This is a genomic window from Microbacterium sp. NPDC078428 (assembly GCF_044542535.1).
In the GTDB taxonomy this organism is placed as follows: Bacteria; Actinomycetota; Actinomycetes; order Actinomycetales; family Microbacteriaceae; genus Microbacterium; species Microbacterium limosum.
Genome location: NZ_JBITUP010000006.1, coordinates 207,582 through 231,866 on the forward strand (window position 1 = coordinate 207,582; position 24,285 = coordinate 231,866).

A 24,285-nucleotide genomic window follows, 5' to 3' on the forward strand; every position below is an offset into this window, starting at 1 on the left:
GACGGGACTTTGATTCCGAACGTATTGACCATCGCGGGCACTGACCCCACCGGGGGCGCGGGGATCCAAGCCGATCTAAAGGCCTTTTCCGCGCAGGGCGCTTACGGGATGAGCGTGATCACGGCCGTCGTTGCTCAGAATACACAGGGTGTGCAGGGCTTCGTCGCTCTGGAGCCGGGATTCGTTGCCGATCAGATCGCCGCGGTGTTCGAGGACGTGCGCGTAGACGCGGTGAAGATCGGGATGGTCGCCAACGCCGCTATCGCCGAGGCGATCGCCGAGAGTCTGGACCGCTACGCGAGGTGCCCGGTGGTGCTCGACCCGGTGATGGTCGCCAAGAGCGGCGATCATCTCCTCGAGCAGGACGCCGTCGATACGATCCGCGAGCGACTGGTGCCGCGATCCACCGTGATCACCCCGAATCTCCCCGAGGCCTCGGTGCTGCTCGGACGCGACACCGAGATCGGCGACCTCGCAGGGATGCGGGAGGCCCTGGATGAGCTGCGCGGTCTCGGGGCCGAATGGGTGCTGCTGAAGGGCGGGCACCTAGGCCGTGGCGAGAGCGTCGACATCCTCACCGGTGCCGAGACAATCGAGCTGACCGCACCGCGCGTCGACACCGTGAACGACCACGGCACCGGCTGCACCCTGTCGGCTGCGATCACCGCACTCCTCCCGGGCCACGCCGTGCCCGTGGCGGTTCAACATGCGAAGGAGTACCTCACCGAAGCGCTGCGCCGAGCCGACGAGCTCGAGGTCGGCTCCGGCCACGGCCCCGTCCACCACTTCCACGCCCTCTGGGGCGACGCACCCGACCGAGGAGGAGAACGATGACCGAGAGATTCACCGACGCGCTGCGCGAGCAGAACCGAGACACCTGGGAGCGGACGGTCTCGCACCGCTTCGTGCGCGAACTGTTCGACGGCAGCATCGACGACGCCGTCATGGCTGGCTACCTCGTGCAGGACTACCGCTTCCTCGACGACTTCCTGGTACTGCTCGGCTCCGCGGTCGCGAGCGCCGACGCGCTCGAGCCGCGGCTGCGGCTGGCCCGCTTCATCGGCGAAGTCGCGGGCGATGAGAACACCTACTTCCTACGTGCCTTCGACGCACTCGGCGTGACCGAGGAACAGCGCGAGCAGATCCCGGACACGGAACCGACGGCGGCGTTCACGGCGCTGTTCCGCGAGGCGGCCGAGGCCCGCGAGTATGCGGCGATCCTGGCGGTGCTGCTCGTGGCCGAATGGCTGTACCTCGACTGGGCCACGAAGGCTCCTGAAGCGCTGCCGGAGAGCTTTGTGCACGCCGACTGGATCACGCTCCACGACTACCCCGAGTTCCATGAGCTCGTCGGCTTCCTCCGCGCCGAGCTCGACCGGGTCGGCCCCTCGCAGCAGGCGCTCGCTGAAGACTTCTTCGCGCGCGCCACCGCCATCGAACTCGCGTTCTTCGATGCCAGCTACGCACACCCGTTGGAAGGAGCAGCCCGATGACCCTGTTCAAAGATCTGAAGGCCGCGATCGGCCCCGAGTGGCAGGCCTACACCGAGCATGAGTTCGTGCAGAAGCTCAGCGAGGGCACCCTGCCGCTGCCGGTGTTCCAGGACTACCTGGTGCAGGATTACCTGTTTCTCGTGCAGTTCGCCCGCGCGAACGCGCTGGCCGCGTACAAGAGCCGCAGCCTCGCCGACATCACGGACGCGAGCGGAGCGCTGCGCGCGATCCTGCACGAGACCGAGCTGCACCGTCGCCTCACCGCGAGGTGGGGCATCCCGGAAGACGAGCTCGATGCGGCGCCTGAGAAGCAGGCGACGGTCGCCTACACCCGCTACGTGCTGGACACCGGCATGTCCGGCGACCTGCTGGACCTGCACGTCGCGCTCTCCCCTTGCACGATCGGCTACGGCGAGATCGGAGTCGCTCTCGACTCGGGGCGCCGGGCCCGCGAGGATCACCCGTACGCGGAGTGGATCGCCGAGTACGCCGGCGACGAGTTCCAGGGGGCCGCAACGGCCGCAATCGAACGCCTTGACGCGTTGACGGGCGGGGAGGTCACGCCGCAGCGGTTCGATGCGCTGGTACGCGTGTTCCGCGCCGCCACCCGTCTCGAAGCCGATTTCTGGCAGCAGGCGCTCGACTCGTTCAACTGATCAGTCGCTCAGGGCTTCAAGCAGTGTGCGTTCGAGCCGCGCGAACTCAGGATGCGCGATGGTCTCGATGCCACGCGGCCTGGGAAGTGCGACATCGATCACCAGACGCACGGACGCCGGGCGCGGGGTGAGCACGACGACACGGTCGGAGAGCAGGATCGCCTCGCGCACATCGTGCGTGATGAGCAGGGCTGTCCAGTCGTACTCGATCCAAACCTGCTGCAGCCAGGCCTGCAGCTCCTGCTTGGTGAGCGCATCGAGAGCACCGAAGGGTTCGTCGAGCAGCAGGGTCTGCCGCTGCTGCACCACGGTGCGCAGCAGCGCCGCGCGCTGCCGCATCCCGCCGGACAGCTCGAACGGCAGGGCATCCTCGAACCCTTCCAGACCGAAGCGAGGGAACCACTCGCGCACCTGTTGCTGAGCAGCACGGCGCTTGATCCCTTGCACTTCGAGCCCGAGTGCGGCGTTCTCGGCGATGCTCCGCCAGGGAAAGAGGAGATCCTTCTGGGGCATGTAGGCGGCGTGGTTGCGGGATCCCGCCGCTTCTCGTCCGTCGACTCGGATACTCCCCGAAGTGGCCTGGTCGAGGCCGGCGATGATGTTGAACAGGGTGCTCTTGCCGCACCCGGACGGCCCGACGATCGAGACGAACTCGCCCGGCGACACCTGGAGCGAGACATCGTCGAGCACACGACGGGTCTGACCGCGTCGCAGTTGGAACTCCCGGGTGATCCCATCGAGTTCGAGGCGGGGCGCGGCTTCAGCGCTCATTCGCCGCCCTCCTTTCCTTCAGATGCCACGGGATGACGAGCCGTTCGATGACGTAGGTGGAAAGGTAGAGGGTGATGCTGACGAGCGCGGTGACGGCGACTGCGGCGAGCACGAGATCGGTGCGGAACGCGTTCTTCTGCACGCTCATGTAAATCCCGAGCCCCTCTTTCGCGCCGACGTACTCGGCGAAGATCGCCCCAATCACCGCGTAGGTGATCCCGATTCTGAGCGAGGTGAAGAACAACGGCAGCGCCGAGGGGAGCCGCACGAGCAGGAACTCGCGGAGCCTCCCCGCCCCCATACTGCGTAGCAGCGCGGAGGCCTCCCGATCCGTGCGGGCAAAACCCTCGACGAGACCGATCGCGATCGGGAAGAACGTGACAAGGGCGACCACGAGAATCTTCGGCAGCAGCCCGAACCCGAACCAGATGATCATGAGCGGCGCGATCGCGATGACAGGGATGGTCTGCGAGGCGACCAGCAGCGGGATGAGGCCCCGACGCATGAACGGCGAGAAATCGATGGCGATCGCGATCACCCACGCGCACACCAGAGAGACGCCGAAACCGACCGCCGTCACACCGAGCGTCGCCGCGGCGTGATCCACGATGGCCGCGCGGTGCTCCCACCCCGACTCCGCGACACGGGACGGGGCGGGCAGCACCTGCGGGCGCACCCCGGTCAGGCGCACGGCCGCCTCCCACACCGCGACAAGCACGGCGAGGAAGACAACCGGCACCCACAGATTCGCCCAGGAGCGCGCCCGCATGATCAGTCCTGCAGGTACTCGTTCGTGAAGAACTCCGACCAGTCCGGCTGCTCGGTCAGCGGTGTCCCGTCGCGGTCGGTGAGCAGACCGGTATCGAAGAGGAACTCACCGAGCTCGCTCCAGTGCTCCTGGGTCTGCAAGCCGAAGTCACCGTTCTCATCGAGCATGTAGCCTTCGGAGAGCATCTGCTGACCCTCGACCAGCAGGTCGAGCTCGGTGAGCAGACCGGAGTTCTCCTCCTGCAGTATCTCAGCCGTCGCCTCCGGGTCGGCAATCGAGTCCTCGTAACCTCGGGCCAGCGCCTGCACGAAGTCGCGCGCCACGTCGGGGTTCTCCTCGAGCCAGGCACCGTTGCCGACGACGATCACCTGATAGGCGTCCGGGAACCCGTAGTCGGTGTAGGCGAAGGTCTTCAGATCGATCCCGCGCTGCTCTGCCTCGACGCCCTCCACCGCGACGAACGGAACGGTGAAGTCGACATCCCCCGAGTAGAGCGCCTCATAGGCCGACGTGCCGAGCACGACAGTCTCGAAGTCGCCCTCACCGCCCGCGGCCTGCACGACGCCCTGCATGGTGATGGTTTCGGCGGGGTTGTCGAACCCTCCGAAGACGAGACCGTCGAGGTCTGCGGGGCTAGTGATGTCGTTGCGGTCACCGAGCACAGCCACCTCGGTCGCCCACGTCTGCTGCACGGCGAGCACCGATGTGAGGTCGGCGCCGGAGGCGATCGACAAGGAGGAGGTGTCCTGGAAGCTGATACCGAACTCCGCCTGACCAGCGTCGACGAGCACCTCGGGGTTGCTGTTGTTGAACGGCAGGATCTCGACATCGATGCCGGCGTCTTCGAAGTACCCCTCGTGCAGGGCCACGTACAGGCCGGTGTGGTTCACGTTCGGGGTCCAGTCCAGTGCGAAACGCACGGTCGTGCGCTGATCATCGGCCGGGGCATCGTTGTCGGTGCCGGCGCAGCCGGTGAGGACGACGGTGGTGAGTGCAATTGCGCTGGCTGCTGTCAAAGCGCGTCGGAATCTGGGTGAAATGGTCACGGTTCTCCTTGTTCTGTTCAGGGAATGAGGTTTGTGAGGTTCAGGGGGCGGTTCGTGCTCGGCTCCAGGCCCGCACGAAGCGGCGCGCGGTCGCCTTGGGGTCGTCGGCGGCGCAGATCGCGGAGACGATGGCAACCCCTGCGGCGCCGTCGTCGCGCAGCCGGGTGATATCGTCCAGGCCGATGCCTCCGATCGCGACCGAGGGCACCGGTGCCGCGGCCGCTAGGCGCTGAAAACCGTCGAACCCGAGTGCCGGTGGGTGGTCCGGCTTGGTGGCCGTGGGGCGGATCACGCCGATGCCGAGGTAGTCCACGGTGCCGTCGGGTAGACGTGCTACCGCTGCGAGGTGCTCGTCGCTGTTCGCTGTCAGGCCGATCACGGCGTCGGGGCCGAGCTCGGCGCGGGCCGATAGCACGGCGGGGTCACCCTGCCCGAGATGCACCCCGTCGAGCGGGATCCCGCGTTCTCTGGCCGCTGCCGCGACATCGAGCCGGTCGTTGACCAGCAGCAGCGCGCGGCCTTGGATCGTTTCTGCCAGACGTTCGAGCTCACGCAGATGTGCACTGAAGCCGGCATGCTTGTCGCGCAGCTGCACCGCGGCCACCCCGCCATCGACGGCTGCCCGTACCGTCTCCACCACGCCCCGTGCACCGCAGATCGCACGATCGGTCACCAGGTAGATGCCGAGGTTCATGCCTCGCCGCCCGGCGCCGTCTCGGCGCGCACTTGCTCGGACGCGCTCACCTCCGCCGCACTGATCGCGTGCAATGCGTCGAGCAGACCGGCAGCGAACGACCCGGGTCCTGCCGTCTCTGCAGCGGCACGCTCAGCGGCGATCCCGTACACCACATGCGCAGCAGCCACCGCCTCGACCGGTGAGAACTCACCACGGATGGCAGCGAATGCCGCGATCAGCGCACCCAGCACGCACCCGCCGCCGGTGATCTTCGTCAGCAGAGGGTCACCGTTCGAAACCCGGAGCGTGCGGTCGCCGTCGGTGATCAGATCCACCGGTCCGGACACCGCGACGACTGTGCGCAGGTCTCTCGCCAGCCGCAACGCGATCGGTGCGGCCGCCTCGGTCTCATCCGTAGCCTCGACGCCCTTGCCACCCGATCCGGCCCCTGCGAGCGCGAGGATCTCGGAGGCGTTGCCCCGGATCGCGAACGGAGCCCGTGCGGCGAGCTTCTCGGCCAGAGCTGTGCGGATGGGCAGCGACCCGATCGCGACCGGATCGAGCACCCACGGCGTGCCCGCATCGTTCGCCGCGGCGACCGCTTCCTCGGACGCTGCGCGCTGCTCCGGGATCGGCGTTCCCAGATTTACCAACAGGCCGCCGGTGAGACGGGCGAACGGTCCGGCCTCGCCAACGATGTCGACCATCGCCGGTGCCGCGCCGATGGCCAGCAGGGTGTTCGCGGTGAAGTTCGTGACCACCGAGTTGGTGATGCACTGCACCAGCGGGGTCTGCGCCCTCAGCTCACCGAGCAGAACCGCGGAGGATGAGACAGACATGAGCTCTCGCTTTTTTCCACGGCGAAAGAAAGTCGAGCATCATGACGGCACGCCGAAAGCGGACACCTGGATCGGTATCTCGAACGCGCTGAAGTCATCCGGACATTCCCTTCGCCAGTACGAACTGGATCAGGTTCGACGGGTGTGATCTCAGCCGCTGGGTGCGGCACCCCGTGTCACTGCCCACTAGCCTAACGCATTCGGTCACAACTGGGAGCACTCCCGTGGAACGCTAGGGCCGCCGATGGTCAGGAGCACGGCAGATCCTGGCGAGGGCTGTCGACGGTGATTCGCCGACACTGAACCAGATCGGTGCAGCCCACGGCGCCAGGGACCATATAGAAAGATCGGATACCAACACGGGCAGCCGGCCACGGCCCTATCCTGGTACGAAACTATGCGGTCGGCAGGAGCACGGAGACGCTGAGGACTACCAGCCTCTGTGGGACCCCGGGTGAGATTGGCCGGCGGCATCGGTGCCCTCCACTCTTGCTGCACGGAATCCGCACCTCCGCCAGTACACCGAAAAAGCGGCGAGAGTGAACGCAAGACCTCGGATAAACGTTCCCTCGCAAAGAGCCACTGACCGATGAGCAGCACAAATCCTCGGTAGACGGGTGTGACGTGACACGGGGTGCTGCACGGGATCTGCGGCTGAGATCACACTCGTCGAACCTGCTCTAGTTCGAACTATCGAAGGAATGTCCAAGTGAGTGCTTCCACTTCTCCGCCCCGCCCGATTGTCGCGACGATCGCAGCAGTCATCCGTGACGGCCAGGTGCTGCTGGTGCGTCGCGCGAACCCGCCAGATGTCGGGCGGTGGGGCTTCCCTGGCGGGAAGATCGAAACCGCCGAAACGATTCAGCAAGCCGCCCTACGCGAGTTGCATGAGGAAACCGGCGTGCACGGTGAAGCACGCGAGGTGTTCACCGCTGTCGATGCCTTCCATCACGACGACTCCGGCACCCTCCTCCAGCACTTCGTCCTCGTCGCGGTGCGGTGCGACTGGCGAACCGGGGTACCCGTGGCAGCTGATGACGCGCTGGAAGCACGCTGGTTTTCAATCGAAGAACTCGAACACGGAGACCTTGCACTCAGTCTTGATGTGCGCGAAGTTGCCGAGACTGCTTTCCGGCTCGCGCAAAGCTCTTGAACTATCTCAATACGCTTGAATGATGCCGAACGACGGAAAGAGGACGCAGCTACTTTTGCGACCCTACGGGGTGCAGACGTACCTGCAGCCGCGATACCCCGAACTGGTCGAGGACTACCGTACGACCGTCGAGGCTTTCAACACCGTGGTGCGCAACGAAGCGCTTGACGCAGAGAGCCTGGCTCTCCTGCTCACCCATGCACAGCATCGCAGCAGCATCGTCCGGGGCGAGAGCGCAGACCTGCTCGGCCGGCTCGCTGATGTGTTCGCGTCTGCGCGGGAGGCCATCACCTCGATGCTGGCCGCACGCGCCGTCACCGTCCGCGCGTCCGCGATGACGGCCCTGGCGAGGCATCAGCTGTCGCCGCTCCATGCTGTGCTGCTGCCGCGCGCCCTGAACGACCGCAGCCACCGGATACGCGCCACGGCTGCGCAGAACGTGTGCGGGCGCGGCCTCGTCGACCTTCTGCCGGCGCTCGAACGAGCCACCCAGGCGGAGTCGCACGAGCAGACACGCGAGTTCATGACGACGCAGCTCGCACTTGCCACCCACGGCTACATCGTCACTCCCAGCGACGACGGCACCAGTGTGTGGGTCACCTGCCGCGCAGGTTCGGGCACCACCTCGTCGAGCTTCGAGGCGGGGGAGGACTGGGAAACACGCGGTCAAGCATTTCTCTCACGGAACGCGCAGGCCGCCGACACCCGGATCCCGGAGTCGTTCCCCGACTGACGGTGGGGCTTGAGCGTGGGCGCGAAACGATCGGTGGCCTCGCCCTTGCGTGCCATCGGCCTGAGTGGGGCGGGTTCTCTAGAATGGTCGGCATGGATGTGGCGAGGTCTGACGGCTGATGAGTCCGACGATCGTCTATGGGGGCGGCTGGATCACCGGCGTCGAGCCCGCACCTCCCCGCACGTCGATCACCGCGTCGCTCGTCGCGATCCGTGAGTCGCCGTGGCAGACGCGATATGAACTCGAATCGGGAGAGTTGCGGTGCGGGCCTTCAGGGTCGCCGCCCGCGCAGCTGATCGCTCTGGACGGTGAGACACGCATTCCACTCAGCCCGCAACTCGTCGAGTTCTACTCGTACGCCCGATCCTGGCGGCACAGCGTGCTGCTGAACAACGTGATCGATCCCGACGACTACCTCGACCATCTCACCGACCCCCGACTCGATCTCCCCGGCATTCTGCGGTACGAGTTCGATGCGCCGGCGGTGCTCGTGGATGCACACGGCACAGGTCTCGACCCGTCACGGTGCGCCCTGTTCTGGCTCGACACGCTCTCGGGCGCCGTCTACAACCGCGCCTACTTCGTCTTCGATCCGCCCACGCACTCCCGCACGAGCGGAGCCACCGCGGGAGAACCAGAGGTGTGGGGGTTCGAGAACGAGCACTTCCACGCCCCCGACCTGCGCTCCTACCTCGCCGGCCTCGTCGCCGACCTCACCGACACGACGACAGGGGAAGATCCCCAGTGAATGCTCTCTCGTCTCCGCAGCTCCAGGTGCTCATCGACGGCACGACAGCACCCGCACGCGTGCTGGTCGAGTTGAAAGACTTTTCGGCTCGGGGGCTCGCTGAGCTGCGGGGCTTGATCGCTTCGGGGGCTCCGGTGCTCGATGTCGAGATGTTCACCAACGATTGGTTCGACGCTGGTGCGGCGCGCATGCTCGATCTGCTCTCGGGCTGGGAGGCCCAGGGCGTCGGCTACGTCCTCCGTGAGACGTTCACCGAACCCGACGGTGGTGGGGGCAGGGGTGGCGCGTCGCGGATCACCCTGGATGAGCTGCGCAGCATCGTCAGTTCTGGTCAGGAGGAACGAGCGCGCCTGGAAGCGCTCGACGATCTCAGATACGGAGACGCCCCGTGAACGCGCATGAGAACGCGTCAGAGAACGTTGCGGCAGCATCATCTCGTCCGTTGCGTGTGACGATGTACGGGGTCGCAGGGCTGCTGCTGCTCGGTGCCTGCGCGGTGCTGCTCATCGCACCGGAAGGCGCGACCGTGGAAATACCGACCCGCAGATACGGGCGCGGGCAGAGCGAGGTCGGACTGTGGGTTCTGTGCCTTCCCTTCGCGTTGGCGGTGCTTGCAGCCTGGTACGCCACCGTCAAGCTTCCGCGTGCGCGACTGGGGAAGCGACGCATCTGGTGGACCATTCTGCTGGTCACAGGCCCGGCCGTGCTCTTCGCGATCGTCGCCTACGGCGCTCTTACCTGAGCAGCCCCGCGAACCGGACTCCCAAGACAGGCGTACCGCCTGGATGGGGAAAGGACGCATTCTGCGTGACGATATCGCCGCGATCATCACGCACGATGGTGCCGAACATGCGCAGATGCCGGGCCCGTATCGCCCCGTCAGGGTCTGATCACAGCGACGGCGTGGGAGGTTCGGTGCTCGGCGCCCTCGATGCTTCTCGCAGCAGTGATGTCACCGTGACGTTCGCCGAGGCGGGTGGCGTGTGAGGTGTGGCGGGAGGGCCGAAGGAGGGCTGGAAGTCCCGAACTGCCTGTTTGGTGAGCACGCGGGGTGACTCGCTTCCGCTCTGCGCAGCTTGAGGAGGGTCGGGCTGGGGGGTGTCCGCGTCCGCTTCCGGGGTCTCGCTCTGTGCTTCGGCACTCAGCTCAACGAGTTCGGCTTCGACTCGGTCGAGTCGCGCTTTCGCGGCCTCGAGTGCGGCCGTGTGCTTGAAGGGCTGATCGATGCGCTGCTCGGCTTCGTCGAGCACTTCCCGCTCTTGACGGATCTCCTCATAGAGGCCTTCGATGATGCTGGGGAGCTGCGAGACCCGGTTCTCGAGTCGTTGCACGAGTCCGACGGTGGCGGAGAGGACTTGGTCGCGGGGCAGGGAGAAGCTGGTGCGGGGGAGCTGTTCGAGCGTGAACTGCACTTGCACGTGCCCGAGTGATGAAACGGCGCGGGCATTAACCTGGAACCCGGAGATGCTGCCGAGCGTTCCGAGGCTCCGTTCAGCGTAGTTCGACAGATACTGCAGGTTGTGCTCGCGCGCCCAGTACGCGATCGCTTCTGCCGCGTCAACGCGCGATGTGTGGGTGCGGTCTTTCACGGTCATGCGGAATCGGTCGCCGCTGGTGTCTTGGACGCCGGGGAGCGCACGTTCGAGTTCCGAAGCGTCGCTTTCGGCGCTGATCATGAGCTCCTTACTGCGAGAGCGGGTGTGGAGCAGCATCGACTGGTTCCGGGAGTGGGCGCGTTCGAGGCGTTGCAGCTTCGTGTAGTCATTCTGCGCGATCGACTTCTCCAGCATGAGCGGGTTTCCCGACGCGATCGCTTTCGCCTCAGCGGCAGAGAGTGCTGCGGAGTCGATCTCCTCGATCTCGCGCACGTCGAGACTGCCGCGCATGATCTGCCCGATGAATCGTGCTTTGCGTTCGATGCCCTGCCACATGTACGAGTCGAAGGAGCCCTCGGTGACGATCCGGGTGATGAGCACCTCAGCGTTCTGATTGCCCTGCCGGATCACTCGCCCTTCGCGTTGCGCGATATCGCTCGGCCGCCAGGGGCAGTCGAGGTGATGCAGGGCGACCGCCCTCGCCTGTACGTTGGTGCCGACGCCCATCTTCTCGGTGGAGCCAACGAGCACCGCGATATGCCCGGAGCGGGCGGCCGCGAACAGACGAGCCTTATCGGTGTCGCTCTTCGCTTCGTGCATGAACCGGACCGCCCCATCAGGCAGCCCCCGCACACCGAGCTGGGCGCGGAGTTCGTCGTACACGTTCCAGCGGTCCTTGTTCGGGGTTCCGAGGTCGCAGAACACCAGCTGCAGCCCGCCTTGAACCGGGGAGGTCTCACCGGAGGCGGGGTCGAGGAACTCCCGGCCGCGGTGCTGCTCCCAGACGCGGTGGATCATGTCGGCGGCGACATCGACCTTGGACGGCCCGGAGGGGGTATCGGGGATGACGAGGCGCACATCGAGGGCGGCTTTGCGGCCGTCGGTGGAGACCTTGAGCATGTTGTCCTCATCCGGGCGCACCTGCTTGTGCTGGATGCGTTCGGCGCGTTCGGCGATGTCGTCGATGTACGCCTGCAGCTCCCGGGTGGGGGCGAGCACCACCGTGTCGGCGGCGCGCTTCCCGTCGGCGCGGGCCTGAATGTCCGGCACGGGCAGTTGGAGGTCTTCGGCGGTCTTCACGTCCGCGAACACCGACCACAGGCGCAGCATCTCCGGCACGTTCTGGAAACGGGCGAACCGGGTCTTGAGCCGGAACGAGGAGCCGGTGGGAGACATCTCCATTTCGGTGACGGTTTCCCCGAACGTCGCCGCCCAGGCATCGAAGTGTCCGAGGCCCGCTTCCTCCAGCAGGTCAGGGCGCAGGTAGCGCTGCATCACATACGCTTCGGTCACACTGTTCGCGATCGGGGTCGCCGTCGCCCCGGTCACAACCCGGTCGCGGCCGCGCCCCCGGAGCGATTCGAGCTTCAAGTGTAGGTCGCTGGCACGCTCGGAACCATCGATCGCGGCATCACGGATGTTCGACTCGGTGGCGAGGTTCTTGTACATGTGCATCTCGTCGACGACGACATAGTCCACCCCGGTCGCCTCGAACGTGATCCCGGGATCACGGGCTCGATCTACGAGCCCCTTGAGCTTGTTCTCGGCCTGCAAGAGCCGCTTCTGGATGCGCTTCACGCTCATCCGATCCTCACCCTTCGCCGAGTCGTAGGCGGCCTTCAGGGTGATGACCTGTTGCTCGATGTAGTCGCGTTCGGTGGCGGGGTCGACGCGGATGCGCGCGAACGCGCCCTGGGTGAGGATGATGCCGTCCCAGTCGCTCGCGGCCGCCCTCGCGACGAACAAGCGGCGCCGGTCGGCGGTGAGATCCTGACTGGACGCGGCGAGCACTCTGGCCCGCGGGTAGATCTGCAACCATTCGCGGGAGAACTGCTCGAGCATGTGATTCGGGACGACCAGCATGGGCTTCTGGATGAGCCCCATACGCCGCATCTCCATGACGCCGGCGACCATCTCTGCGGTCTTCCCTGCTCCGACTTCGTGGAACAGGCCGCAGGCGGGCTCGGCGATCATGCGGGCGACCGCAGCCCGCTGATGCGGGCGCGGGGTGAAGCTGCGAGCCATACCGGGGAAGGTAAGGTACTCGCCGGCGCTGCTGTAGTCGCGCAGCACGATCGAGTTGAATCGACGGTTGTACTCGTCGGCGAGGAGGCGGGCGCGTTCGGGGTTCTCCCACACCCATTCCGAGAACCGTTCCTGCAACTGGTCGGCCTTCTCCTGCGCCGCGGTTGTCTCGACGGGGTTGAAGATCCGCACCGTGGTGCCGTCGGGGTCGCGGTGCTCGTCGTACACCTGGATGCGTTTCTGCTCCATCACCGACTGCACCAGATCCGGTGCGGGGCGCCGCTGGGTGCCCCATTCGCTGGTCGCGAGGATGCCCTGTCTGCCGCCGCGCACCTCCCACATGCCCGGCAGCGGGTTTTCCACTTTCACGTCCGGGGCTTTCAGGATCTCGCGCAGGAACTCCTCATGCGTGGCGGCGCTGATCCATACCGCGCCGAGCCGCGCCGCGATCTCATCTACCCCCAACGGATCGGGAAGCACCGCTTTCAGCGCGTCGACGTTGCCCTGGAACTCGGGGCGGTCCTTGACTGCGGCCTCTGCGGCGTCGAGCTTGATGCGCACGTTCCCCGACAGGTACTCGGGGGCGTGAATGAGGTCCCCGGTACTGGGGTCTTCGAACACATGCCCGGCAAGGGCGGCCCGCGCGTCGGGCCCGTCGGTGCCGAGGAGTTCGGCAATGAGTTCCAGATCGACTCGGCCAGTGCGGTCGAGGCTCACCGAGAGCGCATCCGCCGGGCTCTCGACACCGCGCACGGGCGGGGTCGGGGCAACGACCCGGCCAGAGAGGATCGATGCGCCGGCCGCGGTCTGCTCCTGCTCATCGAACACCTCGAGCGCGACGACGAGCGGCCCGAACGGGTCGCCGCGCAGAATCCGTAACGGCGTCGGCACGATCCTCGCGTGCGTGTCCTCCCCGGTGTCGGGGTCGGTGCGGCCGGTGCGGCGCAGCGTGTACCGGTTCAGCGGACCATACCGGGCCACGTACCTGTCGTACTGGTCACGCAACCGGGCGCGGGCGGTCTCGATCTCGTCGGTGTCATCCCGGGTGGCCGCCTCCATCTCGAGCAGCCCGATCGCGCCGTCCCGCAACGTCAACAGCGCCCGCAGCTCGACAGCGGCGGACTTGGGCACTTTCAGTGGCAGCAGCTCCCCACCGGACACGACCCGGAATGTGCCGTCAGGGGTGGCCTGGATGGAGCCGTCGAACAGGGCCGGGTCGGCGGCGACTCTCGCCGCGCGTTCCTGCTCCTGCGCCGCCGTGGGCGGGGTGAAGGTCAGCCCGCGCTCGGTCGCAGAGGTGATGATCTCAGTGAGTGTGTCGCGCAGCAGCCGCGACACGCCGGTCAGGTCGGCGGTGACGCGGAGCGTCTGGTTCCCGTACATGCCCTGCCCGACCCGAAGCTCGCCGAGCACATGATCGGGCCGGTAGTCCGCGAAGTAGGTGTTGATCTTCACCCGCTCCCCATCGATCGTCACGGGCGTGACCATCTCCCACACGTCACTCGCGGGCTCCTCGCCGGGGTCGCGACGACGGAACATCAGCAGATCAGTGAGCGCCTCGGTGCCGGCCGCGCGCCGGTGCGCACCGGTGGGGAGTCGCACCGCGCCGAGCAGGTCTGCGAGCTCGTTCATCTCCCGCCTGGCTGCCGGGTTCTGCGCGTCCATCGTCCAATGCGAGGTGAGCACCGCCACCACACCGCCAGGCCGCGTCAGATGCAGGGCTTTGACGATGAAGTGGTTGTGCATCGAGTGCCCCGACGCATTATGTACTGGGTCGTGCAAGGTGACGTCCGCGAACGGCACGTTCCCCACCGCAGCATCAAACGATGCCGCCGAAGCTTTGGTGTCCGCGAACGATTCGGCACGGATATCCGCGCCAGGGTAGAGGCCCTGGGCGATCGCGGCCGTGAGCGGGTCGAGTTCCACCCCGACCATGCGGGCAGAGGCCGGGGCCAGCCCGATGAACGTGCCCGCCCCCGACCCGGGCTCGAGCACCGTGCCGCCCTGGAACCCGAGCCGAGCGACGGCATCCCAGATTTCCCGGACATAGGCGGGATCGGTGTAGTGGGCGTTGATCGTGGTGCGCGCCGCAGCCCGCCACTCCTGCTCGTCCAACATCCCACGCAGCAGGGCACGCTCGGTCACCCAGTCCGTGTTCTCCTCATCGAACACCTGCGGGATCGCACCCCAGCTCGACCAGCGCGCCAGCCGCTGCTGTTCACCTGCGGTCGCCGGGCGCTCCTCAGCGGTGAGAGCGCGGACGATGCCGATCGCCTCGATGTTCGCCTCGAACCTGGCCTTCGCGCCCGACGGCGCCAGATCCTCCTGCGTACCCGGCAGAAACGCCACCGCGGACCCCGCCACCCCGGCAGGTGTATTGGGGGTGGCGGGTTCCGCGGTGTCGCTTAGGAGCGGTGGTAGCGGCGCTCCGCCGCTTGGGCGAGGGTCTCCTGGTGCTCGCGGAGGAACTGGGCCGGGAACTCCGCCTCCAGGAGCGCCTGCAGGAACGTCACCGGCAGCATCCACTCCGCTGCCAGGTCGACCAGTTCCTCGGTCGCGGGCATCTGATCCTCCGGGGAGTCCTGAATCCGCTCCGCCCAGGAGACCAGCCAGGAGTCCGAGGTCCGATCCAGCTCCCACGCTTCCCGCGCCTCGGCCGGGCTCGTCTCCGGGGAACTGATCCACACCAGCTCCGTCAACACGATCTCCTCCGCCCGCAGCCGCGCCGCGCCCAACCGTCCGACCTTCTCCAGGTAGCTCTCCCCGGCCCGATCCTGCCCCGCCAACTGGACGGTCAGCTCGGTCACCTGCTCGTGAACCTGCTGGCCCAGCATCTGGAAGAACTCGTCCGGGTTCGGGATCGCTTCGACCCTCGTCGGGGCGTAGCGGCTCCAATGGTTCCGGGCGAGCGTCTGATAGTGCGTCATCATCTGCTCCTTCCTCAATCTGCCCCGGCAACTCCGCCGTATCCGATACGGACGGAACAGGGTCGGGGGTGGCTGCGCCAACCGTGACGGTCTCCTGCGCAGTGGTGTCGTCCAGCCCCCAAAGATCGAGTTCGACCTGACCGTACAAGGCCGGATCGAGACGCTTACGACGCGCCATCAGCAGCTGCTCCCGGTATGCGAGAGCGGACTAGACACTTCCAGTGTACGCGGGCGCCCCGACACGCAGAAAGGGGCACCCGTCAGGGGAAAAGCATCAAGAGCGCGCATGGTCACCTCGCATATCACAGAACCGGCAGGAAAGCAGCTAGTGACGGTGCGGCCCGGGGGTGCGGGGAGGAGCAGCACCGCCACCAGCAGTCGAAGAAGCCGTGGACGCGTACGGTCAGAGGCCGACCGCGGCCGCAGAGGCAGGCTCCCGCGGCCCCGTCACGGTCGCTGTCGTCGCCGTGGGCGCTACCGCCGGCCCGGAGTCGGTGTGGCCGACAACCTGATCCGTGGAATCCTGCGCGGCCTGCAACGCGGCCGCGATCGTGGTCGCCTTCTCCGCACTGGTGGGCTCCTTGCGGACGACCTCGTAGTCGGTGCGGGCGGTGTCATGGCCGAGCTTCTTCGCCACGAACTCCTCCTTCTCCGTACCCAGCTTGTCCCGGTAGGTCTTCACATAACCCTCGGCGATGAACCAGTCATTCTTGCGGAACCTCGCGTACGCCTCTTCGGCGGCCTTGCGATACTGGACCATGTCGTGGAACGTGGTCTCCAGCTTCGTGAACGACCCGTCTGTCTCAGCACGGAAGTGCTCCTGCCCGATCTTCGCGTAGAAACGGGCGTCGCCTTTTCGGGTGTACGTGCGTATCGGGTCGGACGCGATGAACCCGGACAAGGACTGCTGGGTATGAAGATCAGACATCAGGGAACTCCTCACAAGATCAAACGGCACCACCTGCCGTCACCCACAGGTGCACCGCTCCTCCCACCCCGCACAGCGGAGACAGGAGAGAGGTCAGGCGCCTTTCTGCAGTTGCTTTTCGAGGCGCGCGCGATCCGCCTTCAGCTCTGCCGCATCCGGCCGTGCGGTCCAGGGGCGGAGGTCTGCGACGATGGGGCGGGCCGCGCGCAGCAAGATCACCCCGGTCCCGAACGGGAGAGTGCGCAGCACATCCGGGGGCAGGACCGGCACACGCCGGATCGACCGCTGCGAGGAATGCCCGCCATAGGCGTCCTGGGTGACCGAATCGGTCTCCTCGTCACGTTCCCCGACCAGCTGCGACAGGTCGTGCAGGTCGCGACTGTTCGAGGCGCCGCCGAGCACGATCTTCACGATCGACGCATCCCAGATCGCATTCGCCGCGTTCTCCGACCACTTCTCCCGCGCCTGCGCGAGCGACTGCAGCACCGGCATCGGCGTGATCCCCGTACCACCACCCTCCGCCATCAGCGTCGGCAGTGAGGGCAAAGGGGAGAGGTTCCCGATCTCGTCCAGCGCCATCAACATCGGCGGATCCAGGCGCGCACCGGGGGAGCGGGCAGCGATACGCCGCGCCGTCTCCACCAGGTCCTCGATGAACGCGGCGACCAGCGCAGCCGACGCGCCTGCTCCGGCGCCAGTGGCGAGGAGATAGAGGGTGCCTTTGGCGAGGAGGAACCTCTCCGGGTCGAACTGCTCGTCCTCTCCCGGGGTGACCGCTTCCAGCACCCGCGGGTCAGCGAGCGCACCGAACGCGAGGGAGACGCCCTGCCAGATCGAGTCCCTGGTGCGGGGGTCGGACTGGATCATCGAATCCAGGGAGTCCGCCCACCCATCCGCCGCCCCGGAATGGGATTGCAGGATCCGCACCGCATCCCCGGCCGTGGTCGGAGACTGCGCCCACTGGGCGACCGTGCGCGCGTCTCGGCCGTCGAGGGCGGCGGCGTGCAGGAGTGCCTGGATCGCCATGCGTGCCTTGCCCTCCCAGAAGCCGCCGTTGTCGACCCCGCCGAACCCGATCGCCGATGCCAGCCCGGTTGCCCGGATCATGGCCGTCAATGGGTCCTGGCAGCCCCGCACCGGCGACCAGCGCAACCCCGACGGGATACCGGGTGCGAGGCGCTGCGGATCAAACACCGCCACCGGGCCCTTCTCCTTCCTGGCTGTGAGCGTCGCGGTGAGGTTGTCTGGGCGGGTGCTCGTCGTGATCACCGCGCCAGGCGCATCGAGGATGGCATTCAGGACCAGATGCATGCCTTTCCCGGATCTCGGTGGCCCGATCACGAGCATCGAGTCCTCCACCGTCGCCCACACCTGCCGCCCCCGCGACGTGCCCAGCAGGTAGCCGACATCCGCCGCGGTCGCCTCTTTCAGTGACGGGCGGAACGTGGATGCCCGCTTCACCAGCGACTTCGCCGACGCCGCCTGCGCGACCTCGGCCCCGGTCGCGGTTCCCTTGAGGCGGCGCGGGTCGGTGTGCTCAGCTCTCGCCCGCCACCGCAGCCACCCCCACACCGTCGGCCAGATCACCGCGGTCAGGATGACGGCAGCGACGAGCCAGAACACCACCGGATGCAGCTCTTCCACACCGAACGCCAGGCCTGGATGCAGGGGGTCGGTGAAGACGCCCAAGCCCGCCGCCAAACCTACCTCGGGGAGCGGCAGACCGGAGAGCCAAGCCGCGACGGTGCCTGCCGCGCGGAGGATCAACGCGAACACGAACCCCTCCACCATCAGTCCGATCCCGATGTTCAGGAGATGATCGTTGGCCGGTCTCGCCTGAGCCCGGTTCATGGCCGCACTCCCTGCCGGACGATCGTTCCCGACACCTCCCCGAACAACAGCACATCCCGCACATCGTCGGGGAGCCGCTCCTGTTCCAGGATCGCCCGCGCGAGCCCCGTCCCCGCTGCAGAGGTATGCGCGACGATCACCAGCACCGCAACATCCTCACCAGGCACGAATCCCTGCCCGGACACCTCCACCAGTGCCGGGCGCCGCACCGCAGGCACCGGAGGCGGCACCGGAGACGTGGCGGGCGGTGGCGCGAACCGCGACCTGGGCGGCGGCGGTGTGATGATGTCCGCGAACACGTGACCGTCCGCCTCGTGCACCTCCGCGCGGATCGGAGACCGTTTGTCTTCCGCGATCGCCGACAGTACCCGCCCGAGCGCATCTCTCTCGATCGGGCCCTGCATGAGCATCACCCCGTCGACAGTGACTGTGATGCTCCCGTCTTCCTGGACAGCAGCGGCCACCAGGGGTAGAGTCACAGGTACTGGCAGAGGCCCGGATTTCTGCGGATTTCTCAGCTTCCTCGGCATCGCGGTCAGCCCATCCTGGCGCGGGTATCGAACATCTCCAGTTCCGCTGGATGCAGTTGATGCTGAACGACGAAAGATCTCTCCTTGATCTTCCAGAGGCCCTGCCCGGTGCCCAGCCCCGGCAGGAGTGAACGCTCTGTTCCGGTCATCCCGAGCAGCCGCCCGGTCGCCTCGATCTGATCCGACTCCTGCCGGTACACGATCCTAGTCTCGGAGTTCGCCAGCAAGCTCGACGCGAGCGCCCGCAGCATCGACCCCTGATCCCCGCCGGTCTCGAGATCGGTGACCTTGTGTACGATCAGCAGGTTCGCGATCCCGAAATGCCGCGCCAGCCGCCACTGCGCATCCATCCGCCGCAGCAGCGCGGCGTGCCCGATCAGACGCCACGCCTCGTCGTACACCACCCACCGCTGCCCGCCCGCGGGATCCTGCAACGCGGACTCCATCCACGCCGAACAGCACGTCATCAGCACCGACATCAACGTGTTCGACTCCGACACCCGCGACAAATCCAACGACAGCATCGGCAGAGACGGATCGAACACCACCGTCGACGGCGCATCGAACATGCCCTTCAGGTCCCCGTACACGAGACGCCGGAGCGCATGGGCGACCATCCGCCCGTCCTCTTCGAGCCGCGTATCTTCTCTCGTGTCGGGGGCGAGCATGCGCTCGACGACCATCGGCAGGATCGGCACCTCGGATGACGCCACCGCAGCTCGCAGTGCGATATCGATCGCCGTGTGCTCCACCGGCGACAACGGACGATCTAGCACCGTCTCTGCGAGTGCGCCGACGAGATCCCGACGGCGGGCCGAGACCTGGGTCGACCACTCGGCGTCCGAGAGGCCTGCCGCCCGGTATCCCGCATCCAGCGGGTTCAGCCGTGCTGGGAGTCCATGCCCGAGCCGGATCGCCCGGCCCCCGACGGCCTCAGCAACGCTCGTGTGCTCACCTTTCGGATCAGCGACCACATACACGCGCCGCCCGAACGCGATCGAGCGCGTGTACAGGCTTTTCGCCAGCGCCGACTTCCCCGACCCGACGATCCCCGCCAGCACCGCGTTCGGGGCGGTGATCAGCCCCTGCTGGTACAGCCGCCACGGATCGAACACGAACGACGCCGCCGAGTACAAATCCTGACCGACGAACACCCCCTCACTGCCTAGACCACCCTCCGCGAGGAACGGGTACGCACCCGCGAGCGCCGCGGAGGTGTCTTGGTGCGTCGGAACACGGAAACGGCCCCAAGACCGCAACGCGGCCGACCCCGCCTCCCCGGCACGCGGAAGGTAATGAGTCGACCGAGCTTCTTTGCGTTCGGCCTCGGCCTGAGCGCGCGCCGCAGCTCGGCGCGAGGTGTCGGCCTGCAAGCGTATCTGAGTTGCAGCCCGTCGACGAGCCGAACGAGCTCGGCGCCGCTCCTTCGGGGGAGACACCAAGGGTGCCGCGTGGAGCGAACCGGAATCGGGGAGTGGCATACGGGCGCCTTCCGTGAGAACAACAAGTGCTCACACGAGGTGCCCGCGGCCTCCCTCTACAGTGGCCAGCTCACGTATGCGTAGAAGCGGGCACCATCCGAACACACCTTCGCGCTGTGGGGGAGGCCAAACCGCCACGAACCCCCAGCGCACTACCCGAATGGGCTGAACAGGTCGCAGAATGGCGAGCAGCGGTCGATCCCCGCGTGAGCGACGCCGGCCACGCTGTCGAATCCACGCACACCGAACGAACCACAACCGGTGAACGTCACAGCTCCGAGCGCCTGGCGCTCTTGGCCCGCGAGTACGGGCCTAAGAACGCTCGCGCACACCAGTACGGGATGCGCGCCCACAGCCTGCACCGTAACGTCCGCGCACGCGCAACGCTGCTCCGCGCCGAGAGTGAGGAAATCCGTGGCAAGGCCCGGATTTGCAACCTGAACGCGGGATCGGACTGTGAACCGCCCTACTTCGGTGCGTGCGCTCGTGACCCCTGGCTGTGGCGTGTTCAGGGTGAGATCCTGTGACCGTTCCTATGCTTCGGCCGGGGCGAGGTCGGTATCGGTGTGGATGCGTAGCGCGGTGATGAACTCCTGGTAGAGGGTGTCGCGGGTGAGGAGTTCGCGGTGGGTTCCTGCATCTCGCACACCACCGTTTTCGAGCACGATGATCTGGTCGGCATCGAGTACGGTGGATAGGCGGTGGGCGATAGTGACGACCGCGTCCTCTCGCGAAGCGGTGGCGATGACGTTTTGGATGGCCGCTTCGGTGGTCGCGTCGAGCTGGGCGGTTGCCTCGTCCAGCAGCAGCACATTCGGGCGGCGAACCAGCGCTCGTGCGACGGCGAGGCGTTGACGCTCCCCACCAGAGAGACTGGTCTCAGCAATGTTCGCGTCCAGCCCGCCATTGAGGGATCGAATCTTCTGATCCAGGCGCACCGACACGAGCGCCTCCCATGCTTCGTCATCGGTGGCGTCGGGAGCGCGGAAGAGCACGTTCTCACGAACCGTGCCGGGGATCACAGGAGTCTCTTGTTCGACGTAGGCGATGTGGGACCTGACATCATCAATGCTCAACTGGTCGTAGGGGATGCCGTGCAGTTCGAGCCGCCCCGCGGTGGGGGCGATGAAGCGGAGCAGTAGGGAGAAGACGGTGGTCTTTCCGGCACCTGACGGGCCCACGAGTGCGACGTGCCCCTTGCGCGGGATCGCGAGCGTCACGTCGCGCAGCGCGAGCGCTTCTGCGTCGGCGTAGCCTGCTGTGACCGCACGGAGCGCGAGTACTGGAGCATCGGGGTTGCTCCGGTGAGCGGCTGAGTCACCCGGGCGAGCATGCGTGTCTTCGAGTTCGAGGTGTTCGGTCTCGCGGATGCGCGCGGCGGCGGCGAGGCCGCTCTGGAGGGTAGCGAATGCCCCGGCCAGTGCGGTGATCGGGTCAACGATGTTGAAGGCGTACAGCAGGAACGCGACGAGAGTGGACACGGCAAGCTCGCCGAGCGCGACTCGTCCCGCGCCGAGGCCGAGGATGACGATGATCGCCAGTTGCATCCCGCCGCCCGCGACCGTCCAGGCCAGTGCCGAGAACCAGACCGAACGGATAGCGTGCCGGGCAGATTCTTCGGCTTTCGTGTTCACCCGTGCGATCTCGCGGTGCTCCGCGCGGCTGGATTTCACCGTACGCAGGGCCCGCACCCCGCCCTCCAATGTCGCGCCGAGGTCTCCGATGGCATCCTGGGCACCCTTATCGGCTTTACCGATCTGCGGGACGAGTACACCGAACAATGCGCCGACCACGACCAGAGCGAGGAGCGTGGTCAACAGGAGAGGCCAGTCGAGGATCGCCATCAACACGATGGTTCCGACCAGGGACACCAGGCCGTTGATGAGTTGCACGAGACTGTTCGTCGTCGCCTCCCGCAAGAGCAGCGTGTCGCTGGTCACGCGGGTGACGAGTTCACCGGTCCGGAATCGCTGAATCTGTTCCAGCTTAGCCAAGAAGAACCGGCTGACCAGGCCACGGCGAGCATCCAGCACGATGCGCTCTGAGAGCCTGCCTAGCAGCACGCTCTGCGCGAGGTTCGCGATGATCCCGACGATCAGGATCAGCACCAGCACCGTGACCGGACCGACAAGATCGAGATCAGTGCCGAGCGAGTCGAGCACCCACTTGGTGACCATCGGCGTCGCAAGCGTGATCGCCGTCGCAAACAACCCCAGCAGCACGCCGATAATGAGAGTTCGCAGATGCGGACGCGAGTACGACCACAACAGCGCGATACCTTCCCGGAACGGGACCGCCGGGCTGCCCGACTTCGCGTCGTCGATATCGTCACTCGGAGATTCAGAGGTGTTCATCGTGTCTTTCGTGATCGTCTTCGGTGCGTGTTAGCGGAAGGCCCGGCTGATGGCGCTGCCGGTCTGGAACAGGTGAAGCCAGACCATGAGTTTCTGCAACGGACGTAACGGCACACCGACCAAGCGCCGCCACCCCGTGGGCCTGGCCCATGAGCTGGTGATGGTGAGCTGCGTGCCACCGGTCGTCGGTGCAAGCGTGAACTCGGTGAGGATCGGGCGGCTCTGCGGCGCATCGGGATAGACGAAGCTCCACGCCGCCCGGTGAGGGCCCTCTGCGGTCACGAGTTCGATCAGGCGACGACGGAAACGCGGCTTGATCTTCAGGAGCTTCCCGTCAGGGCGCGCCTCAGGTGCTCGGCCTTCCCATACCGCGCCAGGGCGCGCCTCCTGGCCCGAGAGCTCGATCGAGCCGACGCTGACCTCCCACTCGGGCACGCGCAAAGGATCGGCAAGGAAGTCCCAGACCTGTGCGGCTGAGGCGGGGACGAATGTCTCCTGCGTGCCGGTAGTCCGACCCTTCGACACGCTCGGCCCAGGCGCTGTCGCCACACCACCTGCGACGCTCCGGTCGAGGCGTTCCATGACTTCCTGCGGCGTCGCGTCGAGTCGGTGCAAGATATCCGCGATCAGACCGCTGGGCTCGGCAAGGAGTTCACAGAGCACTGCCGCCGCGCTGCCATCCCGACTCTTCCCGCTCGCACGCCCGATCAGGTCAGCGGTGCGCTGCTTCAACTCGTACCCATCGGTCTCGTGGAACACGATCCGTCCAGGATCGGGCAGCACCGAGTGCACGCCCAGTGACGCCAGCTGCGCGTCATGCTGCTCGCGCACCGCCCGGCGCGCATCATCGATGCCGATACCCATCTCCCGGAGCACGCGGCCCGCGACCTGATCTGACAGTACGAGCGCGAGGAAGAGGTGCTCGATGTCTGCCTCCCGGAGCCCCTGCCGCGACGCCTCTTCCAAAGCCGTCAAGGACAGCACCTGACTCGTCTGCGCGGTCTGAACGAACTTACTCATGACTTCCTCCTGGCCATAGGGATCGAGGGATCGACCCTCTTGGAATGCTTCTTGTGCGCGGCCTGGCGGCTCACCCCAAGCGCATCGGCGATCTCCTGCCACGTCATCCCCGCCCGCAATGCTGCCTCGACCTGCCGCAACTCCAACGTGTCCGCAAGCACCCGCAACGACGCGACAGCCCGCAGCCCCGCCCTCGGATCAGTGATGTCCGCCGCGACCTCGGCAACCTGTGAAGACTCCATGCTGTCAACCTACGTTGCACGCGCACATCTGTCAACCTAAGTTGCACGATGTGGGTGAAGGAGATCGCCAGTGCGAAAGGAGCGGCCGCGCAGAATCGACTCATCCTTCCTGGACGGCTCGTGCCGCAACTTCGGCGAGCACAGCCAACCGAACAGCCATCGCCGGGTCAGGGCCAACGCAAAGTGGCGCACCACGCGCCCAGCCATATCGGAGGCAGCACGTCTACCCAAGCGGCGCAGCAACAAGGGAGGCTCACTGGAACGGGAGCACTTCTATAGACCGATACCGCGCATACGCGCACGAACACAGGTGAGTGCGTTTGAGGCACCTCGGCTAGCCTTGTTGCATGACGATCAGAATCGCGACGGAGGCCGACGCCCCGGCCACCGCGCGCGTGCATGAACGGTCAATCCGCCAGTTGTGCTCCGCTCACTACTCCGCCGCTCA

Annotated in this window: 23 protein-coding genes and 2 riboswitches; of the genes, 9 read left to right on the top strand and 14 right to left on the bottom strand. The window is 66.6% G+C overall.

The window, feature by feature from the left end:
* The first annotated feature begins 24 nt into the window (after positions 1-24).
* From thiD to tenA, 3 genes are read left to right on the top strand one after another with little or no spacing between them, the layout of a single operon-like run.
* The gene (gene thiD, locus ACIGCK_RS12410; protein WP_396666430.1) at positions 25-834 is read left to right on the top strand and encodes a bifunctional hydroxymethylpyrimidine kinase/phosphomethylpyrimidine kinase; all 810 of its coding nucleotides are present in this window, start codon (positions 25-27) and stop codon (positions 832-834) included.
* On the top strand, positions 831-1,493 hold the full coding sequence (locus ACIGCK_RS12415; RefSeq protein WP_396666432.1) for a TenA family protein: 663 nt from the start codon (positions 831-833) through the stop codon (positions 1,491-1,493). Before thiD ends, ACIGCK_RS12415 begins: the two co-directional genes overlap by 4 nt.
* Positions 1,490-2,149, top strand: a complete 660-nt coding sequence (tenA, locus tag ACIGCK_RS12420; RefSeq protein WP_396666433.1) for a thiaminase II — start codon at positions 1,490-1,492, stop codon at positions 2,147-2,149. The genes ACIGCK_RS12415 and tenA overlap by 4 nt, the downstream gene beginning before the upstream one ends.
* Here the strand turns inward: tenA and ACIGCK_RS12425 are convergent, their stop codons facing one another.
* Genes ACIGCK_RS12425 through thiM form a run of 5 tightly spaced genes read right to left on the bottom strand, consistent with a single transcriptional unit; the run spans position 2,150 to position 6,250 of the window.
* Positions 2,150-2,920: an ABC transporter ATP-binding protein gene (locus ACIGCK_RS12425; RefSeq protein ID WP_396666435.1), complete on the bottom strand. Its 771-nt coding sequence runs from the start codon at positions 2,918-2,920 to the stop codon at positions 2,150-2,152. It abuts the gene before it with no gap.
* Positions 2,910-3,689 (bottom strand): ABC transporter permease, encoded by a 780-nt coding sequence (locus tag ACIGCK_RS12430; RefSeq protein WP_396666437.1) that lies wholly within the window; start codon positions 3,687-3,689, stop codon positions 2,910-2,912. Before ACIGCK_RS12430 ends, ACIGCK_RS12425 begins: the two co-directional genes overlap by 11 nt.
* 2 nt (positions 3,690-3,691) lie before the next feature.
* Positions 3,692-4,735 (bottom strand): ABC transporter substrate-binding protein, encoded by a 1,044-nt coding sequence (locus ACIGCK_RS12435; protein WP_396666439.1) that lies wholly within the window; start codon positions 4,733-4,735, stop codon positions 3,692-3,694.
* Between the two features lie 40 nt (positions 4,736-4,775).
* Complete coding sequence (gene thiE / locus ACIGCK_RS12440; protein WP_396666440.1) at positions 4,776-5,429, bottom strand: thiamine phosphate synthase; 654 nt, start codon at positions 5,427-5,429, stop codon at positions 4,776-4,778.
* Positions 5,426-6,250 carry a hydroxyethylthiazole kinase gene (gene thiM, locus ACIGCK_RS12445; protein WP_396666442.1) on the bottom strand — a complete coding sequence of 275 codons (825 nt, stop codon included), beginning with the start codon at positions 6,248-6,250 and terminating at the stop codon, positions 5,426-5,428. Before thiM ends, thiE begins: the two co-directional genes overlap by 4 nt.
* Before the next feature lie 88 nt (positions 6,251-6,338).
* Positions 6,339-6,434: riboswitch (TPP riboswitch) on the bottom strand.
* Between the two features lie 436 nt (positions 6,435-6,870).
* Positions 6,871-6,969: riboswitch (TPP riboswitch) on the top strand.
* On the opposite strand from thiM, the gene ACIGCK_RS12450 reads away from it, so the two are divergent.
* The 5 genes from ACIGCK_RS12450 (at position 6,960) to ACIGCK_RS12470 (ending at position 9,626) form a co-directional block, all read left to right on the top strand.
* On the top strand, positions 6,960-7,403 hold the full coding sequence (locus tag ACIGCK_RS12450) for an NUDIX hydrolase (protein ID WP_396666444.1): 444 nt from the start codon (positions 6,960-6,962) through the stop codon (positions 7,401-7,403). Its footprint overlaps the riboswitch before it by 10 nt.
* A 22-nt stretch (positions 7,404-7,425) precedes the next feature.
* On the top strand, positions 7,426-8,136 hold the full coding sequence (locus ACIGCK_RS12455) for a HEAT repeat domain-containing protein (RefSeq protein ID WP_396666446.1): 711 nt from the start codon (positions 7,426-7,428) through the stop codon (positions 8,134-8,136).
* A gap of 118 nt (positions 8,137-8,254) precedes the next feature.
* The gene (locus ACIGCK_RS12460) at positions 8,255-8,884 is read left to right on the top strand and encodes a hypothetical protein (RefSeq protein ID WP_396666448.1); all 630 of its coding nucleotides are present in this window, start codon (positions 8,255-8,257) and stop codon (positions 8,882-8,884) included.
* The gene (locus ACIGCK_RS12465) at positions 8,881-9,276 is read left to right on the top strand and encodes a hypothetical protein (protein WP_396666450.1); all 396 of its coding nucleotides are present in this window, start codon (positions 8,881-8,883) and stop codon (positions 9,274-9,276) included. Before ACIGCK_RS12460 ends, ACIGCK_RS12465 begins: the two co-directional genes overlap by 4 nt.
* The gene (locus ACIGCK_RS12470) at positions 9,273-9,626 is read left to right on the top strand and encodes a hypothetical protein (RefSeq protein ID WP_396666452.1); all 354 of its coding nucleotides are present in this window, start codon (positions 9,273-9,275) and stop codon (positions 9,624-9,626) included. Before ACIGCK_RS12465 ends, ACIGCK_RS12470 begins: the two co-directional genes overlap by 4 nt.
* A 148-nt stretch (positions 9,627-9,774) precedes the next feature.
* Here the strand turns inward: ACIGCK_RS12470 and ACIGCK_RS12475 are convergent, their stop codons facing one another.
* From ACIGCK_RS12475 to ACIGCK_RS12500, 6 genes are all read right to left on the bottom strand, one after another.
* The gene (locus ACIGCK_RS12475) at positions 9,775-14,868 is read right to left on the bottom strand and encodes a helicase (RefSeq protein WP_396666454.1); all 5,094 of its coding nucleotides are present in this window, start codon (positions 14,866-14,868) and stop codon (positions 9,775-9,777) included.
* 41 nt (positions 14,869-14,909) lie between these two features.
* On the bottom strand, positions 14,910-15,434 hold the full coding sequence (locus ACIGCK_RS12480; protein WP_396666455.1) for a hypothetical protein: 525 nt from the start codon (positions 15,432-15,434) through the stop codon (positions 14,910-14,912).
* A 400-nt stretch (positions 15,435-15,834) separates the two neighbouring features.
* Positions 15,835-16,359, bottom strand: a complete 525-nt coding sequence (locus tag ACIGCK_RS12485; protein ID WP_396666457.1) for a single-stranded DNA-binding protein — start codon at positions 16,357-16,359, stop codon at positions 15,835-15,837.
* A gap of 93 nt (positions 16,360-16,452) precedes the next feature.
* Complete coding sequence (locus tag ACIGCK_RS12490) at positions 16,453-18,210, bottom strand: type IV secretory system conjugative DNA transfer family protein (protein WP_396666459.1); 1,758 nt, start codon at positions 18,208-18,210, stop codon at positions 16,453-16,455.
* Positions 18,207-18,740 (bottom strand): hypothetical protein, encoded by a 534-nt coding sequence (locus tag ACIGCK_RS12495; protein WP_396666461.1) that lies wholly within the window; start codon positions 18,738-18,740, stop codon positions 18,207-18,209. Before ACIGCK_RS12495 ends, ACIGCK_RS12490 begins: the two co-directional genes overlap by 4 nt.
* A gap of 5 nt (positions 18,741-18,745) precedes the next feature.
* Complete coding sequence (locus ACIGCK_RS12500) at positions 18,746-20,221, bottom strand: ATP-binding protein (RefSeq protein WP_396666463.1); 1,476 nt, start codon at positions 20,219-20,221, stop codon at positions 18,746-18,748.
* Between the two features lie 206 nt (positions 20,222-20,427).
* Between ACIGCK_RS12500 and ACIGCK_RS12505 the strand changes: the two genes are divergently transcribed.
* A complete protein-coding gene (locus ACIGCK_RS12505; RefSeq protein WP_396666465.1) occupies positions 20,428-20,748 on the top strand; it encodes a hypothetical protein in 321 nt (106 codons plus the stop codon).
* A gap of 6 nt (positions 20,749-20,754) precedes the next feature.
* Here ACIGCK_RS12505 and ACIGCK_RS12510 read toward each other — a convergent pair whose 3' ends face one another.
* From ACIGCK_RS12510 to ACIGCK_RS12520, 3 genes are read right to left on the bottom strand one after another with little or no spacing between them, the layout of a single operon-like run.
* Positions 20,755-22,575 carry an ABC transporter ATP-binding protein gene (locus ACIGCK_RS12510; protein ID WP_396666466.1) on the bottom strand — a complete coding sequence of 607 codons (1,821 nt, stop codon included), beginning with the start codon at positions 22,573-22,575 and terminating at the stop codon, positions 20,755-20,757.
* A gap of 30 nt (positions 22,576-22,605) precedes the next feature.
* The gene (locus ACIGCK_RS12515) at positions 22,606-23,595 is read right to left on the bottom strand and encodes an SRPBCC family protein (RefSeq protein WP_396666467.1); all 990 of its coding nucleotides are present in this window, start codon (positions 23,593-23,595) and stop codon (positions 22,606-22,608) included.
* Positions 23,592-23,837: a hypothetical protein gene (locus ACIGCK_RS12520; RefSeq protein ID WP_396666468.1), complete on the bottom strand. Its 246-nt coding sequence runs from the start codon at positions 23,835-23,837 to the stop codon at positions 23,592-23,594. Before ACIGCK_RS12520 ends, ACIGCK_RS12515 begins: the two co-directional genes overlap by 4 nt.
* Positions 23,838-24,285: the final 448 nt, after the last annotated feature.